19 protein-coding genes are annotated in these 15356 nt (G+C 52.1%); all 19 read left to right on the forward strand.

The window, feature by feature from the left end:
• Positions 1-230 precede the first annotated feature (230 nt).
• The 19 genes from QMA35_RS02455 (at position 231) to QMA35_RS02545 (ending at position 15354) form a co-directional block, all read left to right on the forward strand.
• Complete coding sequence (locus QMA35_RS02455; RefSeq protein WP_281645546.1) at positions 231-494, forward strand: hypothetical protein; 264 nt, start codon at positions 231-233, stop codon at positions 492-494.
• On the forward strand, positions 488-715 hold the full coding sequence (locus QMA35_RS02460; protein WP_281645547.1) for a hypothetical protein: 228 nt from the start codon (positions 488-490) through the stop codon (positions 713-715). The genes QMA35_RS02455 and QMA35_RS02460 overlap by 7 nt, the downstream gene beginning before the upstream one ends.
• Complete coding sequence (locus QMA35_RS02465) at positions 645-1193, forward strand: transglycosylase SLT domain-containing protein (protein WP_281645548.1); 549 nt, start codon at positions 645-647, stop codon at positions 1191-1193. Before QMA35_RS02460 ends, QMA35_RS02465 begins: the two co-directional genes overlap by 71 nt.
• Positions 1190-1624, forward strand: coding sequence for a hypothetical protein (locus QMA35_RS02470; RefSeq protein ID WP_281645630.1), 435 nt, complete (start codon positions 1190-1192; stop codon positions 1622-1624). Before QMA35_RS02465 ends, QMA35_RS02470 begins: the two co-directional genes overlap by 4 nt.
• On the forward strand, positions 1521-1763 hold the full coding sequence (locus QMA35_RS02475) for a hypothetical protein (RefSeq protein WP_281645627.1): 243 nt from the start codon (positions 1521-1523) through the stop codon (positions 1761-1763). The genes QMA35_RS02470 and QMA35_RS02475 overlap by 104 nt, the downstream gene beginning before the upstream one ends.
• 243 nt (positions 1764-2006) lie before the next feature.
• Positions 2007-2294, forward strand: coding sequence for a hypothetical protein (locus QMA35_RS02480; RefSeq protein WP_281645549.1), 288 nt, complete (start codon positions 2007-2009; stop codon positions 2292-2294).
• 104 nt (positions 2295-2398) lie between these two features.
• The gene (locus QMA35_RS02485; protein ID WP_281645550.1) at positions 2399-2560 is read left to right on the forward strand and encodes a hypothetical protein; all 162 of its coding nucleotides are present in this window, start codon (positions 2399-2401) and stop codon (positions 2558-2560) included.
• Between the two features lie 232 nt (positions 2561-2792).
• Positions 2793-3308 carry a DUF1441 family protein gene (locus tag QMA35_RS02490; protein ID WP_281645551.1) on the forward strand — a complete coding sequence of 172 codons (516 nt, stop codon included), beginning with the start codon at positions 2793-2795 and terminating at the stop codon, positions 3306-3308.
• The gene (locus tag QMA35_RS02495) at positions 3301-5391 is read left to right on the forward strand and encodes a terminase gpA endonuclease subunit (protein ID WP_281645552.1); all 2091 of its coding nucleotides are present in this window, start codon (positions 3301-3303) and stop codon (positions 5389-5391) included. Before QMA35_RS02490 ends, QMA35_RS02495 begins: the two co-directional genes overlap by 8 nt.
• 29 nt (positions 5392-5420) lie before the next feature.
• Positions 5421-5627 carry a hypothetical protein gene (locus QMA35_RS02500; RefSeq protein WP_281645553.1) on the forward strand — a complete coding sequence of 69 codons (207 nt, stop codon included), beginning with the start codon at positions 5421-5423 and terminating at the stop codon, positions 5625-5627.
• The gene (locus QMA35_RS02505) at positions 5627-7171 is read left to right on the forward strand and encodes a phage portal protein (protein WP_281645554.1); all 1545 of its coding nucleotides are present in this window, start codon (positions 5627-5629) and stop codon (positions 7169-7171) included. The genes QMA35_RS02500 and QMA35_RS02505 overlap by 1 nt, the downstream gene beginning before the upstream one ends.
• A gap of 13 nt (positions 7172-7184) precedes the next feature.
• Positions 7185-8267: a head maturation protease, ClpP-related gene (locus QMA35_RS02510; protein ID WP_281645555.1), complete on the forward strand. Its 1083-nt coding sequence runs from the start codon at positions 7185-7187 to the stop codon at positions 8265-8267.
• A 64-nt stretch (positions 8268-8331) separates the two neighbouring features.
• The gene (locus QMA35_RS02515; protein ID WP_281645556.1) at positions 8332-8682 is read left to right on the forward strand and encodes a head decoration protein; all 351 of its coding nucleotides are present in this window, start codon (positions 8332-8334) and stop codon (positions 8680-8682) included.
• A gap of 66 nt (positions 8683-8748) precedes the next feature.
• Positions 8749-9747, forward strand: coding sequence for a major capsid protein (locus QMA35_RS02520; RefSeq protein WP_281645557.1), 999 nt, complete (start codon positions 8749-8751; stop codon positions 9745-9747).
• Positions 9747-10079, forward strand: a complete 333-nt coding sequence (locus QMA35_RS02525; protein ID WP_281645558.1) for a hypothetical protein — start codon at positions 9747-9749, stop codon at positions 10077-10079. Before QMA35_RS02520 ends, QMA35_RS02525 begins: the two co-directional genes overlap by 1 nt.
• Positions 10079-10624, forward strand: a complete 546-nt coding sequence (locus tag QMA35_RS02530; protein ID WP_281645559.1) for a phage tail protein — start codon at positions 10079-10081, stop codon at positions 10622-10624. The genes QMA35_RS02525 and QMA35_RS02530 overlap by 1 nt, the downstream gene beginning before the upstream one ends.
• A complete protein-coding gene (locus QMA35_RS02535; RefSeq protein ID WP_281645560.1) occupies positions 10624-11088 on the forward strand; it encodes a hypothetical protein in 465 nt (154 codons plus the stop codon). Before QMA35_RS02530 ends, QMA35_RS02535 begins: the two co-directional genes overlap by 1 nt.
• Positions 11089-11175: 87 nt before the next feature.
• The gene (locus tag QMA35_RS02540) at positions 11176-11919 is read left to right on the forward strand and encodes a hypothetical protein (RefSeq protein WP_281645561.1); all 744 of its coding nucleotides are present in this window, start codon (positions 11176-11178) and stop codon (positions 11917-11919) included.
• 72 nt (positions 11920-11991) lie between these two features.
• A complete protein-coding gene (locus tag QMA35_RS02545; protein ID WP_281645562.1) occupies positions 11992-15354 on the forward strand; it encodes a tape measure protein in 3363 nt (1120 codons plus the stop codon).
• Positions 15355-15356: the final 2 nt, after the last annotated feature.

Consider the following 15356-nt stretch of genomic DNA (forward strand, 5'->3'; position numbering starts at 1 on the left):
CATCCAGAACCGACCTATCGCTTGGTCGAATGAGCTCGGTTGAGCACTTACAAGTGCCCCCTTTAACTTTTTGGGGAAGTGGGGAATAATAATCCCCATGCTGTGGTTATAACGTCCTGATGATATGCCCCCTTGATTCAGATTGTTCTCACCGACAGCCCTCGACCTTATAAGCGTACTGAACTAAGCCCTGGCCACCCCCGCCGGGGCTTTTTTTTGGAATATTTTCAATGGAATTCAAAGTCAGCCTGGTGGTGAATATCTCGGTCATCGTCTTGCTGGCCAGCATTCTTGTTCAAAATGTCCGCCAGACAACCATTTTCAAAGTCACTCAAGAGCAATTGTTGCAGATGGTGGACGAATTAAAGAAGTCGAAGGAGAGTCATGCTGAAAAGCTGGCTGAGCATGCAGTGAAACATAACTCACATGATCTGCGCATTAATCATCTGGAGAAACGCGTGGACGGTATTGAGAAGGAACGGCCAACATGCTGACTATGATGGATTTGTTCCCGGTTCTGGTGGCCTTTGGTTTCAAGCTGGCAACAGCTCTGGCCGCGCTGATCATTCTCTGGCTGACCTTGCGATTCTTTGACCGCGAAACCGGCGGTTGCTTCACCCTCTGGAAAGAACAGGCAAACCCTCATGATATGGCGATCTATTACGCTGGTCGTTTTGTTGGCGCCTGCCTTCTGTTCGGCCTCATTCTTTCCTGACACCTACGACAAAACATTCAGAACACAGTCGGCCCTGTGGTTGCCGGGCGTGGATTGGCGCTTGCTGAAAGCCCAATGCTGGCAGGAGTCACGGCTTAATCCTTTAGCTGTTTCTCCTGTTGGTGCACAAGGCTTGTGTCAATTCATGCCTGGCACAGCTGAAGAGGTTGGTCGGCAACTAGGTATTACTGTTTCCCCTTTTGCTCCTGAGTGGAGTATTCAGGCTGCTGCGTTCTATATGCAGAGACTGAGGCGCGGTTGGTCTTCACCCAGACCTGAAGTGGATAGGCATAGTCTGGCGATGGCCAGTTATAACGCAGGAATAGGCAACATCATTAAGGCGCAGAAAGCCTGTGATGGTCAGCTGTTGTACTCAGAGATTATTGATTGTTTGCCAGATATTACTGGCAGGCATTCCAAAGAAACAATCACCTACGTCAGAAACATCTGGCGTTGGTTTATGCAGATGGTGCTATGACTCGAACACTTATCACTCTAGCTCTTGCGATTATCCTGAGCCTGGCAGCGGTTGTTTGGGTGCAGTACCGGCAGGTGAGCGGCTTGGAAGGCAAGCTTAAGAACCGCACGGATCAGTACAACGCAGCCGTGAGCGCCAACGCATCCAACCAGCAAACAATCAATCAGTTAGAAGCGCAACGCCGCAATGATCTGACTGTTATCAATCAACTCCGCAGTACCAACAAGAACATAACCGCAGAGTTTGCCCATGTCCGTGAACAGCTACACATCCTCGAACAGGACTCCGAGAGCGACGTGGCGGCATGGGCTCACACTTCTTTGCCTGGTGATATTGTCGGCCTGTTCAACCGTTCAGCCCCCAGTGGTAAAGACCCGCCTGATAGTTATCAAGCCACCAATGGAACTGACGCAAGAGTGCCAGACACTTGAACGTCAACTGGTGACGAACGCTGATCTGGCAAGGCTGGCCATTGATCAGCAAGAAGCTCTCGCACGATGCAACGCCGACAAGCGAGCGATGCGAGAGTGGATTGATTCAAGCAGCCAACCACAGGCGACTACTCAGTAACTGCGTGGCGAGCAGTGAACGCATCAGTTAGCCATTGCATGCAACGGCGGGCGGCTCGGCCAGTAATGAGTCGCACCATTTAACCTGCACAACAGAGAGCACATTGCCGCAGGCAGAACCCGTATTGGTGACTGCGTGCTGACATAGGTGGGGACCTGTGCAGTGTGTTCTCTATTGTGCGGCGTGGTTTAACCAATAAGCCCCGGCGGCCTGAGCCGATCAGGTGCACAACGGATTATTCAAATGGCAATCATCAATCGATACACAGCTGAGCAGATAGCTGAGAACTTCACCCATAAAGGCTGGCTGTTTATGTGTCCTGTGTATGTATCAATGACACCTGCTGACTGCCCTGATATTCAGGAGCGTAACTGGATACCGGAGTGGTGGGCAGACCTAAACAGCGGGATCTTCTTTGCCTGTGTCTGGCTTATGCAGATGGCCACGCGAGGTGAGTACGAGCCAGAGTTTCCAGTCAGGATCACAGCGCGCATCAAACCCAAAGAGCACGGGTCCTTTCCAAAGGTCTGACTCTTACGGGTGCGCAGAAGCGCAACTGCCCGCTAATTACCAATTCATACCAGCACAAGAAGATCAAGGGCTACCGTGACCTGAGTCAGGAAGAGATTGACCTGATGAATGAAGCCAAGGCGCTGGCCGAACAGTGTGGGGCTTTCATTGATAAGCTTGAGTCCAAGCAAGGGCTTGACCAGCGTTGTGTTGCTCTTGGTAAGACCAACCTTCAGCAAGGCTTCATGTGGTCTATCCGTGGCGTGGCTCAACCTACAACGTTCTAACTTATTACCTGTGTCAGTGTCTGCCAACCTGCCCAAACCCCAAGGGGACCCTGAGCCCCCACCCCCCACGGGGGGAAGCGCAGCGCAGACCGTGGTTTTCGGTTATTTTTCGGGTTCTATGGGCTTCAGCAGCAGAATACTGTTTTCCGCGTAGTTACTGGGCTCGCAAGGTGAAGTCCCTGCAGTCTGTTCTTTATTCCATCCGCAACGGCACTTCAGAACATGAGTTCACATGGCAGCAAGCAGCGAGGCCAACAACTGGTCAATCAGCCGCATATCTAATGGCTTTGGCATGGCGCGGGAAACCGTGGCCAAACGTCTGGAGAATGCCGCTGTTGTTCCTGCTGGTATGCACCGTGGTTATCCTGTTTATGCCTTGAAAGATGTCGGCCCTGCATTGTTCTCTGAAACGGCAGGCTTGAGCACTGGCGAGATTGACCCCAACGCTCTTGACCCCAAAGGCCGCAAAGATTGGTACGACTCCGAACTGGCTCGAATAAAACTCGAGAAAGAAATGGGGCAGTTGATTGAAGCCTCAGACATGGCCAGGGAAACAGCAGAGCTGGTAAAGAGTTTCGTCAACCCGCTCGATGGCATGGTGGATGTGCTGGAACGTAAATGCCAGGACTTGCCGCCGGATGTGCTGGAGCAGGTGCAATCGGTTGTTGATGGTGTTCGTCAACAGGTTTACGAAATAGCTCTTGGTGGAGAAGAGGGCAGGGAAGAGGAAGACGGGGAGCATGAATAACCGTTATGCCTCAGCCCAAGCTATTTGCCGAGATACGGCCAGACTGATTAAACCACCCCGTCGCCTGAAGGTGAGCGAGGGTGTCGCCCAGTTCGTTCATGTGAAACGTGATACCGGCAACTGGGATTTGTGGGATGCCACAGAAACCCCGTACATGATTGAACCGCTCGATGAGTGCACCAATCGCCGCTACCGGGGAATCATCTTTGCTGGCCCGGCGCGTACTGGTAAATCACAGGCGCTGGTTGATGGCCTGATCGGTTACGACATAAAGGTGGATCCGTCCGACTTTCTGCTGGTTCATATCACTGAAACCAAAGGGGCGGAGCATTCCAAAAAGCGTATAGGCCCGATGCTGGAGAACAGCCCGGCGCTTCGGGAATGTCTCAGTCACCGTGCCAGCGACAACAATATTCACGACAAGATCTTCAAGGCTGGCAACTACCTGAAGATCGGCCACCCAGCCAAATCGATCTTTGCCGCTTCTGAATACAAGCGTGTGGTCATTACCGACTACGACCGCAACGCCAATATGCTGGATGTTGGCGGTGAGGGTGAAGGCTTCATTCTCGGATTGAAGAGAACACAGACCTACGGTTCACGGGGAATTTGTGTTGCAGAGTCCTCGCCTGGTTATGAGCTGGATCCTGAATACGACGAGTGGAAGGTTCCAGAAGACTTTCCCCATGAGGCGCCACCCACAAAAGGCATATTAAGCCTTTATAACCTGGGTGATCGCCGCCAGCTGTACTGGCCTTGCCCCAGCTGCAAAGAGTTCTTTCCGGCACGATTTGAATTTCTGCGCTGGAACAAAGAACTCAAAGATATTACCCATCAAGCGGAATCGGTCACCTGTTTTTGCCCCCATTGCGGTGACAGCGAAATAGCACCGGCGAAAAAGAACCAGATGGTAGCCGCGTCCCGCTGGGTGCCGGAAGGCATGAGTATCAGCAAAACCGGTGAGCTAACCGGAACGTGCCGCAATACCGATATTGCTTCCTTCTGGATGGAAGGCCCCGCCGCCACATTTCAGACTTGGCAGAACCTTGTTTACATGTATCTGCTGGGTGAAGAGGATTACAAGCGCACCGGCAATCAGGGCAAGCTGAAAACTACGGTCAACACCGATCAGGGCAGGCCGTACAAGTTTCGCCGGGATGAGTCCAAGCGCTCTGTTGAAGAACTGACTGAAAGGGCAGAGGCAGAATACGAAAAGCTGATGGTGCCGGAAGGCGTCCGTTTTCTTGTGGCATCGGTTGATGTACAGGCCGGTAAGAACCGCCGGTTTGTGGTGCAGGTACATGGCTTTGGTGTTGATCTTCAGGAATGGCTGATTGATCGCTACAACATCAAAGACGCTGACCGAATGGACGACGAAGGCAAACCCTTAAAGATTCACCCGGGTGCCTACGCCGAAGACTGGGATGTGCTCCTGAACCGGGTGATCAACCGCTCCTATGAACTGGCTGATGGTTCCGGCAGACGTTTACCCATTCTGATGACTGCCATCGATACCGGTGGTGAAGATGGTGTCACCGATAACGCTTACAAGTTTTATCGGCGGTTACGGCAGCAGGGGTTGCATAAGCGGGTTCTGTTGGTGAAAGGTGCCAGTACCATGGCCGCACCGTTGATGCGTGAAACCTTTCCCGACAATACCAAGCGGAAAGACCGCCGCACCAGTTCCCGTGGTGATGTACCGCTCTGGTTGCTGAATACCCACCTGTTTAAAGATCAGGTGAACAACAATCTGGAACGGTCAGAGCCCGGTCCCGGTTTTGTGAATTTCCCGGCCTGGTTAAAGAAAGCGGGGGACTGGTTCTTCCGTGAGCTAACTGCAGAGAGCCGCAACGCTTCCGGTAAGTGGGAAAAGCCCAGAGGTGTGAACAACGAAGCCTTTGACCTGTTTGTTTATTCCCGGCTTTGTTTACGAATATTGAAGGCTCACACCATCAACTGGCAGTCTGACGCTTTGCCACTCTGGGCCAACCCGATAGAAACCAATCCCACAGTTTTGCAGCACGACGGTGATGTGATGCCAACTCAGATCACACGTCGCAGACGCCGCCGCGCTCGTTCCTGATTTCACCGTTTTATAAAAGAGAATTCACTATGGCATATACCCAGGCTGATCTTGACGCCATAGAAGAGGCGATCGCCAGTGGTGAATGGATTGTTGAGATTGACGGCCGCAAAGTTCAGTACCGTTCTATCAACCAGCTTCAGGATGCTCACAGGTTTATATCCAGAAAGCTGGCACGGCAAAAACGCCGACGCACGATGGCTGTCACCATGACCGTTGATAAGGGCGTGTATTAATGAATGCTCGCAAGTCTCCCATACTGGCTCCCGATGGCAGCCATATTGTTGTAGTGAACAGTGGCGGCAGTTATGAGTCTGCCGGGAATGGCCCTCGTTCACGTACCTGGAATGCTAACAGTGCAGGCCCTAATACGGCTATTCAGGGCAGCTTGAATAATCTGCGCAATCGCAGTCGGGCAGGGCACCGCAATAACCCGCTGATTTATTCCGCCATTGAGAAGAACGTTGCCAATGAAATTGGTATTGGCATCTCTCTGCGTAGTGGTTGTGATGATGATCAGGTCAGCAAAGAGATTGATGCGCTCTGGAAAGAAACCTGCAAAGAGATCGACCCTGAAGGTGTTCTCGATTTTAACGGCTTACAGGCGCAGGCCTGCCGGACTCGCCGGTTAGCGGGTGAGGTATTCATTCGTCGCCGTTACCGCAGAGCCAGTGCCGATTTAACCGTACCTATGCAGGTTCAGGTACTTGAGCCTGAGTTTGTACCCCACGACCTGAACCGTACCCGCAAGAACGGTAACCGTATCGTTCATGGTATTGAGTTCAACAAACGCGGCCAGCGGGTTGCTTACTGGATGCACAGAGAGCACCCGGGCGAATCCAGTTCTGGAAACTTTGTTTTGGGTAAGCTTCTGCGTATTCCCGCCCGGGATGTGATTCATCATTTCAGCCCGACACGGGCAGGGCAGGTGCGAGGCGTACCCGGAGTTGCTCAGGGTTTGCTGCAGGCTCATGTCTTTGAAAAGTACAACCATTCCGAACTTGTACGAAAAGAAACCAGAGCGCCTTTTACTGGCGTTGTGACCAGAGATGATTTTGACCTTGAGGATGATGCCAGATATTGCCCGTTAACAGGCAAGCCTCTTGATGGCGGCATTGATGATGCCACGACCACTGCAACGCCGGGACAATTCCTGGTCACTGACCCAGGCGAAAACGTAAAGCTGTTTGATGGTGATGTGACCGGTGGTGGCTACTCCGATTTTATGACTTGGCAATCCCGCATCACCGCCATTGCTTCCGATCTGCCTTATGAGTTGCTGACCGGTGACTGGTCCAAGGTGAATGACCGATTGGTGCGCGCAATCCTCAATGAATACCGCCGTGCTATTGAGATGTGCCAGAACCATCTGATGATTTTCCAAATGTGTCGCGGTGTCTGGCACTGGTTTATTGATGCCGCTGTTATGTCCGGTGCCTTGATGCTGGTGGACTATCAGCAGAACCGCAAACAGTACCGCAAGCTGGAAGCCCAGCCCCACGCGTGGAAGTACATCAATCCAGACCAAGACCTGAACGCCAAGATGAAAGAGCAGAAGCTTGGTCTGAGTTCTGTTGTCCGCCAGAACGCTGAGCGCGGTACCGATGCCTACAAGGTTCTGGAAGAAACAGAAGAATGGCTGAAGCGGGCAGTGGCCACCTTGAAAGCAGCAGGCGTGGACAAGCTTTCCCTGTTTGATGGTGTTGATGAGGATATGACCGACGACTTAGACGACAACACCCCGCCTTCCCAGAATCCAAACAAAGACCAAGCACGCTAAACGGAGCGACCTTATGAAATGGTACAACCTGAAACACAAGGCGTCCGAAAAGCGCGTTGTGGTGAATATCCATGAGCAGATCGGCAAGAACTGGTGGGACGGTTCTGGTGTGACCGCCAAGGGCTTTATCGATGAGATGGAAGCGGTTGACGGTGAAATCACCGACATTGAAATGCACATCAACAGCCCAGGCGGCAATGTGTATGACGGTGTGGCGATTTACAACTACCTGAAACGCCATGCTGCCAAGGTTACGGTTTATATCGACGGTGAAGCCTCCAGTATCGCCAGCGTGATTGCCATGGCCGGTGATGAAATCATCATGCCGGAAAATGGACTGGTGATGATTCACGACCCGATGGCGGGAGTTTGTGGTTACCTGAATGCTCCGGAATTGCGGGATATGGCGGATAAGTTGGATGTGGTGAAGAACGGCATCCTTTCTGCCTACCGCGCCAAAACGGGCAAAGACGATGATGAGCTGTGGGCACTGCTGGAAGCGGAAACCTACATGGATGCCACCCAGGCTCATGAGTTGGGTTTCGTCGATACCATTGAAAAGCCCCTCGATGCCGTTGCCCATTCTGATATGAAAACCCTGTTGGCCGGGGCAAAAGCTGAAGGTGAAGTGGTAGCCCTTAAGGCGCGCCAGAAAGCCCAGATGGATGCAGTGCAAGCCAAGGCTGATCTGGCCGAACAAAAACTGAAAGAGTTGCAGGGCGGAGGCGTAACAAACGCCACCAGTATTATTACGGCCTGCAATGAAGCTGGTATGGATTTCCTTGCAGCTGGCATGGTTAGCCGTGAACTGACCATTGAAGACGCCAACAAAGAACTCACCGTTGCCAAGTCCCTTGGTGATGCGCTGACTGCTGCCAACCTGTCGGACTCCATTCAGGCTGTAGTGAATGAAATGCACAGCCCGTTGAAGATGGTGCAGCGCATTTTGACCGATATGAAGGCTCAGCATGACGCTGAGATTGATGGTTCTTTGTCGAATCACACCCCGGATGCTGGTGAAGGTAAAACTGTAAACCGCACCAGTGTTTACGATCAGCTCAATAACACCAAGACCCCACAGGTACAGCAGAACTGATTTTCTGTCCCTGATTCCCCGCTCCAGTTACTGAAGCAAATACTGAAAAAGGAGAGTGCCAGTTATGGCAATTCAAACCGATAAGGTTCGGGCAGGTGAGTTTCTGTTGTCCGAAGGTAATGGTTCAATCAGCCGTGAAACAGTTATGGTTGCCGCTGCATTGATGGCGGGTACTGTGCTGGGTCAGGTTACCGCTGATGGTACTTATAACAAGCTTGATCTTGATGCCAGTGACGGCACAGAGAATGCTGCTGCCATTTTGTATGCAGTCTCTGAAGCTGATCAGAAACAAGTAGCTGTTGTTCGCCTGGCTGAAGTACAGGACAGCAAGCTGACTTGGCCTGATGGTATGACTGATCTTCAGAAAGATGCAGCACTGGCTGAGCTGGCTGAAAAATATGTAATTGTGCGCTAACCAAGCGCACATCCCTCCGTATTCGTTCTATTACCCCTTACTTAATCATTCAAAGGAGTGAGCAGCATGCCTGCACTCGACGTTTTTAATAATGACGCTTTTAGCGTTCAATCACTGGCCGCTGCCATTGCTGAGCAGCCTTATGTCCCCGGGCGCATCAGTGAAACGGGCTTATTTCAGTCTCAGGGCATTACCACCACAGCAGTGTCTATTGAGAAAAAAGGGATGAAGCTTTCCTTGGTGGCCGCCCAGCCTCGTGGAGGTGAAGGGCAGCCATTGGAACGAGAAAGTCGACAGATGATTCCGTTCATTACAACGCATCTGCCACAGCGAGACTATGTGATGGCGGATGAGATTCAGAATGTTCGATCCTTTGGTTCTGAAGATGAGCTCGAGGGTGTACAGGCTGTTGTTAATAACAAGCTTTCAACCATGCGTACGAACCTGGATGCCACGATTGAGTATCAGCGTATGGGAGCGATTCAGGGAAAGATTCTGGATGCCGATGGGAAAACAGTCCTGCTTGATATTAACAAGCAATTTGGCACTGCCCAGAAAACCATGGCCGTTGATCTGACCGGTGATCTTCAGGTCCAGTGCTTGGCTATCAAGCGGGCAGTGCGAAAAGCTCTTGGCGGTGTGATGGTTCGCGGCTGGCGGGCATACTGCGGCGCAGCCTACTTCGATGGCCTGCTTCAGAATGAGAGTTTCAAACGGGCTTATGAGCGTTATCAGGACGGGGCAATGCTTCGCAACGATCCCCGCTCAGGTTTTGAATTTGCCGGTATCATCTGGGAAGAGTATTACGGCGAAGTTGATGGCAATCAGTTCGTTAAAGATGATGAAGCCTGGGTGGTACCAGAAGGTGTGCAGGATATGTTCATCACTCGCTTTGCACCAGCCAACTATATGGAGACCGTGAACACCATGGGTCTGCCTTATTACGGCAAAGTGAAGCTGCTGGACTTTGATAAGGGAGCTGCCATTGAAGCACAATCCAACCCGCTCAACCTGTGCACCCGCCCAGGTGGTGTCATCAAACTGACCATTAAAGCCTCCGATTAATGGCCAGCTTCGACCGTATGGCTGCCCGCACTGCGCGGGCCAGCCTGCGGACGTTTGGAGAGGATTGTCAGCTCCTGCGTCTGCAGGTTGTTAAAGCGAATCCTGATACTGATCCGGCAACCCTCACCGAACCTGTTCGCGCCATTGTGAAACACGATGTTGAGCGTAGTGACAGTGAAGGTTTTGTTATCCGGGTGACTGAAATGACCGCCTCTGTGAATGACGACCTGAAGAAGGGTGATGTGATTACAGAAGCCGCTGGCCGTGAATGGACCCTGAGTGAACGGGTCAAGAATGATAATCATCTGGTGACCTGGACAGGTATCAAGTAATGGCGGAACTGGAGCTGAAAGGGCTGGAGGCTTTTGCTCAGACGCTGGACAACCTGAATAAGGATTCCCGCAAGAACCTGTCCAGAGCCATTAATTACGGACTACGCCGCACCCGCACGCAGGCCAGTAAACGGATACGTGAGCAGATTGCCCTGAAGGCCGCATCCGTTAATAAAAAGCTAACCGTAGGCACGGCCACCCCCGGCAGCCTGACCGGCCACCTGAAAACCCAGAATCGCGGGCAGCCACTCAGCAGCTTTGGTGCCCGGCAGCTGTACCGCACCAGCAAAAAGAGTGGCAAGAAGGTGAGGGCTGGCGTATCGGTGAAAGTGAAGCCCGGTGCCTCACCTCGAAAAATGCGCAGTGCATTCTTTGTCGGCCCCATGATTGCGGTGCGAACCGGCCAGGGGCGCAGTGCTTATGAAGTACTGTATGGCCCGTCTGTCTCTCAGGTGTTTGATAACAGCCGGGAAGAATACGGCCAGTTTGCTGAAGAGCAGATGCTGACGGAGTTTGACCGCCTGATGATTGCAGGGCTGAAATAATGACCACAACCAAATCAGAGCAGATTTTTGAGGAAATCTGCACACGAATCTCTGCTATTACCCGTGAGAACGGTTACCAGTCCGATATTGGTAACAACTTGCACCGCGGTTGGCTGGCCAGCCTGATTCATGACGACGATCAGACATTTCCTGTGATTGCCGTTCAGCGTGGCCCGGTGACGGTTAACAACCGGAATGGGCTGACGGTGAAGGAAACCATGGCTGTCGATCTGGTTGCCGCCGTGCGCGGGCTGGATGATTCTGGTCGTGATTTGTACCGGATTGTTTACGACATTAAACGAGCATTATGGACCAGTGCCCGTGGTCTGGCTGATATTCCCGGTGTTCTCGAAGTCCAGTTTGGCAGTGCCGAACCCAACCTGTGGCCGGATGGAAAAACCAAGTTGTCGTTTATTGCGGTACCGGTGGAGATTGCTTACACCGAAACTTTTCCGCGCCCTTGAGTTCAGAATTCATTCCAAACCCCTGAGCCGCCACCCGGTTGGCTTACACACCCCAAAAACCATTAACCCAGAAAAGGAGCTTGTGCCATGTCACAGGTAGACCGTTCGTTTATCGGCTCAGGTCTGATCTCATTGCAGCCTTATGCCGGAGACGCCCCCCTGTTACCCGTTGGTAACGTATCGGAGTTCACTCTCTCTTTTGAAGAAGAAACCCAAACTTTGCCAAACAGCACTGGCGGTGGTGGTAACCGTAACGTGCTGACTCGGATCAGTGGCGTTACCGGTTCCATGAATGCCAGTGACTTCAACGCTAACAACCTGGCTATGGCCCTGCGTGCAGCGGTTGTTTCTGCAGCTACTGAAGTTGTTACCGATGAAGAGCTGAAGAGTTTCGGTGTGGATGGTGAGCGTATCCCGTTCAACCAGCTGCCAGACCTCACTCAAGATGTCACGGTCAAGAAGGCTGATGATTCAGCGCTGGCGGAAGGCATCGACTACAACCTGAGCAAGGCAGGGTTGGTGGTGATTGGTGATGGCAAAATAGATGGTGACGGCATCAAGGTCAGCTATACCCCGCGCAAGGCCACACTGATCAAGGCGCTGGTGGAATCCGGTAAGGAATTCAAGCTGATGCTGGAAGGTTTGAACGAAGCCCAAAGCGGCTTGCCGCACACCATCCGTATTCACCGGATCAAGTTCTCTCCGGCTCAGGATCTTGGCTTTATCTCTGATGATTTTGCCAGCCTGAGTATGAACTTTGAAATTCTGGCCGATCCGAAGATTACCGCTTCGGATGAATCCCAGTTCTTCGTTATCGAAATGGCCGACTAAGCCGTCATCCTGGTACCGGCACTGATGTCGGTACCACCTTCTTCCTTCCTGTTTTTCAGCTTCGAGTAACCCATGGCTCTGAAAGAATCCATTATTCAGCTCACGCTGAAGGCGAAAGACTTGCTCTCCGGCAATGTGGAGAAGTCGTCTGAGAGCCTGGAGAAGATGAGTGCAGCTGCAGAGAAACTGAAGCAGCAACAAAAGCAGCTGGAGAACCAGCAAAAAACTATTGTCGCTTTTGAAAAGCAGGCAGAGGCCGTCGACAAGGCAGAGCAGGCTTACAGTGAAGCGGCCAGCAATATGCAAAAGCTGGCGGAAGAGTCCCGGCAGGCAGCGGCTCCCGCTGAGCGTGTTGCAGCCTCACTGGATAAAAGCCGGACGGCAGCAGAGAAATCACGCACAGCGTTTGAGAAAAATGCCAGTGAAGTCGAAGCTCTCAAGCGAGCTTATGATGCGGCAGAGAATCCCAGCAAGGAACTAACAGCCGAACTGGAGCGTGCAGAGAAGGTTTTGTCTCAATCTCGTAAAACTTACCGGGAGCATGCCGGTGATGTTGCGGCTTTGCAGCGGGAATACAAAGCCGCCGAAGCGCCAGCAAAGAAACTTGCAGCAGAATTCACCAAGGCCGAGAAAAGCACAGCTCGCCTGGAGAAAACCTACAAAGGCCAGGCAGAACAATTAGGCAGGCTGGAAAATGAACTGCGCGGAGCAGAAGTTAATACTGCCGAATTCGCCAGTGAACAGAACCGTCTCCAGAGCGAGTTAGACCAGACTGCCGATGCGCTGAAAGAGGTCACCACCAAACAAAAGCAGGCCCGAGCAGAACTCAGCAAAACCAACACCAGCAAGGCCGCGGCACAAACCCGCAGTTATACCGGAGCAGTCAGAGAAAACGCTGTTGCCATTGGTAAGTGGGTGGCTGGCCTTTACCTGGTTAATAAAGCCATTGATGTGGTTGGTTCCGGTGTGCGTGGTCTGGGTTCACTACTCACCCAAACCCTGACAGTCGGAGATGAGTTCGACAAACTGGCCGACCAGATGGAAGCGGTCATGGGTTCCGTGGCCGGTGGTGAAGAGGCTGTGCAGTGGGTGGAAGAATTCACCAAGTCCACACCACTGCAGCTTCAGCAAACCACAGAAGCTTTCACCACTTTGAAGAATTTCGGCATCGATCCTATGAACGGTTCGATGCAGGCCATTGTCGATCAGTCCGAGAAGCTGGGCGGTGGAATCGAACGGTTGGACGGTATTGTTCTGGCGTTGGGTCAGGCATGGTCTAAACAGAAACTGCAGATGGAGGAAATCAACCAGCTGGTGGAGCGTGGTGTGCCAGCCTGGGATTTACTGGAAAAAGCCACCGGCAAGAACGCCGCCGCCCTGGCTGACATGAGCAGCAATGGTGAATTGGGTCGGGATGCTATCGCAGCTCTTATTCAGGAGATGGGGCAGGCGGCAGAAGGTGAAGCCGCCAAGGGCATGACCCGGCTTTCTGGTATTGTTTCCAACCTGAAAGACCAGTTTGACCAGTTCCTCAACCGTGTGGCCGATGCCGGCGCACTGGATTATTTCAAATCTCAACTTTCCGAGTTGGGTGAGCGCATCACCGAAATGGCCAACGACGGCCGCCTGCAAGCCATAGCCCAGAGCACCAGTGACTTCTTTATTCGCACCGCTGAGAGTATCAAGCAGCTGGTAGGTGATATCAGCTTTGATGAGCTGGTGGCCAAGGTTCAAGCCAGTGTCACAACTCTGACAGAAAACACGGCAGGTTTTTTCCGAACAGTAGAAGTCACAGCTGCTGGTATCCGGCTAATTACCAACGCTGTCAGTGCTGGTATCTCTACCATGGCAGCGGCTTATACAGGTTTTCTTTCCGCATCAGCGAAAGCTACGGCAGGACTTCTTGACCTGTTCGGGGCCGATGAATGGTCAAAACGGGCGGAGCAGGTATCCAATGCTTTGGCCCAGTTTGCCAAAGATCGATTGAAGGGTGTGGAGCAAGACAGCAAGGACATGCAGGATGCTCTGCGTGCCTTCTACAAAAAATCGGAAGATGCTGGCAAGGGCAGCCTCAAGAAACAGACGGAGAATGTCTCTAAAGGGTTAAGCTCTCAACAGCAACTCTGGCAGGCGCATGTTGATGGAATTGTTAACAAGCAGAAGGGACTTGAAACCGCTTCCAAAGAAACTGCCATTGCTGTCAACGAAGAATTCGAAAATCTGGCAGAAACCATCAGTTCTCTGGATACCGTAGAAACAGTTCACGAAGTTAATAAACTCAAGCGGGCACTCGTTAAAGCGTTTGATGATGGAAAGATCAGCAACAAGGAATTGAAAGAAGGTCTTGAAGCAACAACGGAGCGCATGAAAGAGCTTCGTGACAGCGCTGGAGATACTGGCAGCGAATTAGATCAGGTTGGAAAGAAGGGGGCAGATGTAGGCAATCAGGTTGCTGCCGGTGCGGCTAACGCTAATTCTGTAGCGGGAGCATTGGCGGGCTCCTTTAATGCTGCAACAAACAGCCTGCGGGAAATGTCGCCAGCCGCTGAGAGTTTATTTAAAAAGCTCCAGGGTGCTGAGGATATTAGTTTTGATACACCGGTATCTGGAGCTGAAGCGCTAAAAGCAAAACTGGAGGGTGTTAACTCAAAGTTGAGCGAGCTGGCGAATGCTGAAATTCATGCTGGTGCAGATCGTATTAGTCAGAGCTTCATTGGTATAGGGAAAAATTCAGCGTATGCAGAAAAGCAGGTGTTGCAGCAAAAAATTAAATTAGCCGAACTGGTGGAAGGCTATCAGGATGGCTCTATTTCTGCAGCCAGTTTTGCCAGCCGTGCCAGAGCAGCCACCAATCAGATGGAATTTCTCAACGATCAGGATTTGGCAGCGCTCAATGCCGGTATTGCCCAAGCTGAAGCCCAAATGCAACAACTGGAAGACAGCACCCGCAGCACAGTGAACGGCCTGCAGAATGAATTGGACAGGCTGCGCGGTAACACTGCTGATATTGAAGAGCGCCAGTACAAAGAGCGAGAACGTGAACTGGCGGATGCCCTGAAGCAGGCTCAAGCCTCTGGTGATGCTGAAGCCATCAGTAATGCTAAACAGTCCCTGCAACTGAACCGGCAAATCTACAAAGAAAAAACATCCCAACTCAAAGCCGAAGAAGCGGCCCGTAAAAAGAAAGCAGCCGACGAAAAAATCGAAGCCGACCGCAAAGCCAAAGAACGGCAGCAGGAAGAGGCAACCCAACGTAAGCAAGCGGCACAAACCACAAGCAGTCGTACCGGTACCGAGCAGGTAAAAACGGTGCGTCACGTTGTCGATATTCCCGGGCAGGTTGGCCGCAACATTGATGTACTGGAAGGCTCTTCCGGTAATTTCCAAAACATGCTCTCTGAGCTTGCTCAAGCTCGTCGCAATACTGGCGGATAACA

This window comes from Parendozoicomonas sp. Alg238-R29 (assembly GCF_947331445.1).
Taxonomy (GTDB): Bacteria; Pseudomonadota; Gammaproteobacteria; order Pseudomonadales; family Endozoicomonadaceae; genus Sansalvadorimonas.

Excerpts from the sequence above, each read along its gene's own strand:
- QMA35_RS02455 (WP_281645546.1), top strand. The coding sequence starts at position 231 with ATGGAATTCAAAGTCAGCCTGGTGGTGAATATCTCGGTCATCGTCTTG.
- QMA35_RS02460 (WP_281645547.1), top strand. The coding sequence starts at position 488 with ATGCTGACTATGATGGATTTGTTCCCGGTTCTGGTGGCCTTTGGTTTC.
- QMA35_RS02465 (WP_281645548.1), top strand. The coding sequence starts at position 645 with ATGATATGGCGATCTATTACGCTGGTCGTTTTGTTGGCGCCTGCCTTC.
- QMA35_RS02470 (WP_281645630.1), top strand. The coding sequence starts at position 1,190 with ATGACTCGAACACTTATCACTCTAGCTCTTGCGATTATCCTGAGCCTG.
- QMA35_RS02480 (WP_281645549.1), top strand. The coding sequence starts at position 2,007 with ATGGCAATCATCAATCGATACACAGCTGAGCAGATAGCTGAGAACTTC.
- QMA35_RS02485 (WP_281645550.1), top strand. The coding sequence starts at position 2,399 with ATGAATGAAGCCAAGGCGCTGGCCGAACAGTGTGGGGCTTTCATTGAT.
- QMA35_RS02490 (WP_281645551.1), top strand. The coding sequence starts at position 2,793 with ATGGCAGCAAGCAGCGAGGCCAACAACTGGTCAATCAGCCGCATATCT.
- QMA35_RS02495 (WP_281645552.1), top strand. The coding sequence starts at position 3,301 with ATGAATAACCGTTATGCCTCAGCCCAAGCTATTTGCCGAGATACGGCC.
- QMA35_RS02500 (WP_281645553.1), top strand. The coding sequence starts at position 5,421 with ATGGCATATACCCAGGCTGATCTTGACGCCATAGAAGAGGCGATCGCC.
- QMA35_RS02505 (WP_281645554.1), top strand. The coding sequence starts at position 5,627 with ATGAATGCTCGCAAGTCTCCCATACTGGCTCCCGATGGCAGCCATATT.
- QMA35_RS02510 (WP_281645555.1), top strand. The coding sequence starts at position 7,185 with ATGAAATGGTACAACCTGAAACACAAGGCGTCCGAAAAGCGCGTTGTG.
- QMA35_RS02515 (WP_281645556.1), top strand. The coding sequence starts at position 8,332 with ATGGCAATTCAAACCGATAAGGTTCGGGCAGGTGAGTTTCTGTTGTCC.
- QMA35_RS02520 (WP_281645557.1), top strand. The coding sequence starts at position 8,749 with ATGCCTGCACTCGACGTTTTTAATAATGACGCTTTTAGCGTTCAATCA.
- QMA35_RS02525 (WP_281645558.1), top strand. The coding sequence starts at position 9,747 with ATGGCCAGCTTCGACCGTATGGCTGCCCGCACTGCGCGGGCCAGCCTG.
- QMA35_RS02530 (WP_281645559.1), top strand. The coding sequence starts at position 10,079 with ATGGCGGAACTGGAGCTGAAAGGGCTGGAGGCTTTTGCTCAGACGCTG.
- QMA35_RS02535 (WP_281645560.1), top strand. The coding sequence starts at position 10,624 with ATGACCACAACCAAATCAGAGCAGATTTTTGAGGAAATCTGCACACGA.
- QMA35_RS02540 (WP_281645561.1), top strand. The coding sequence starts at position 11,176 with ATGTCACAGGTAGACCGTTCGTTTATCGGCTCAGGTCTGATCTCATTG.
- QMA35_RS02545 (WP_281645562.1), top strand. The coding sequence starts at position 11,992 with ATGGCTCTGAAAGAATCCATTATTCAGCTCACGCTGAAGGCGAAAGAC.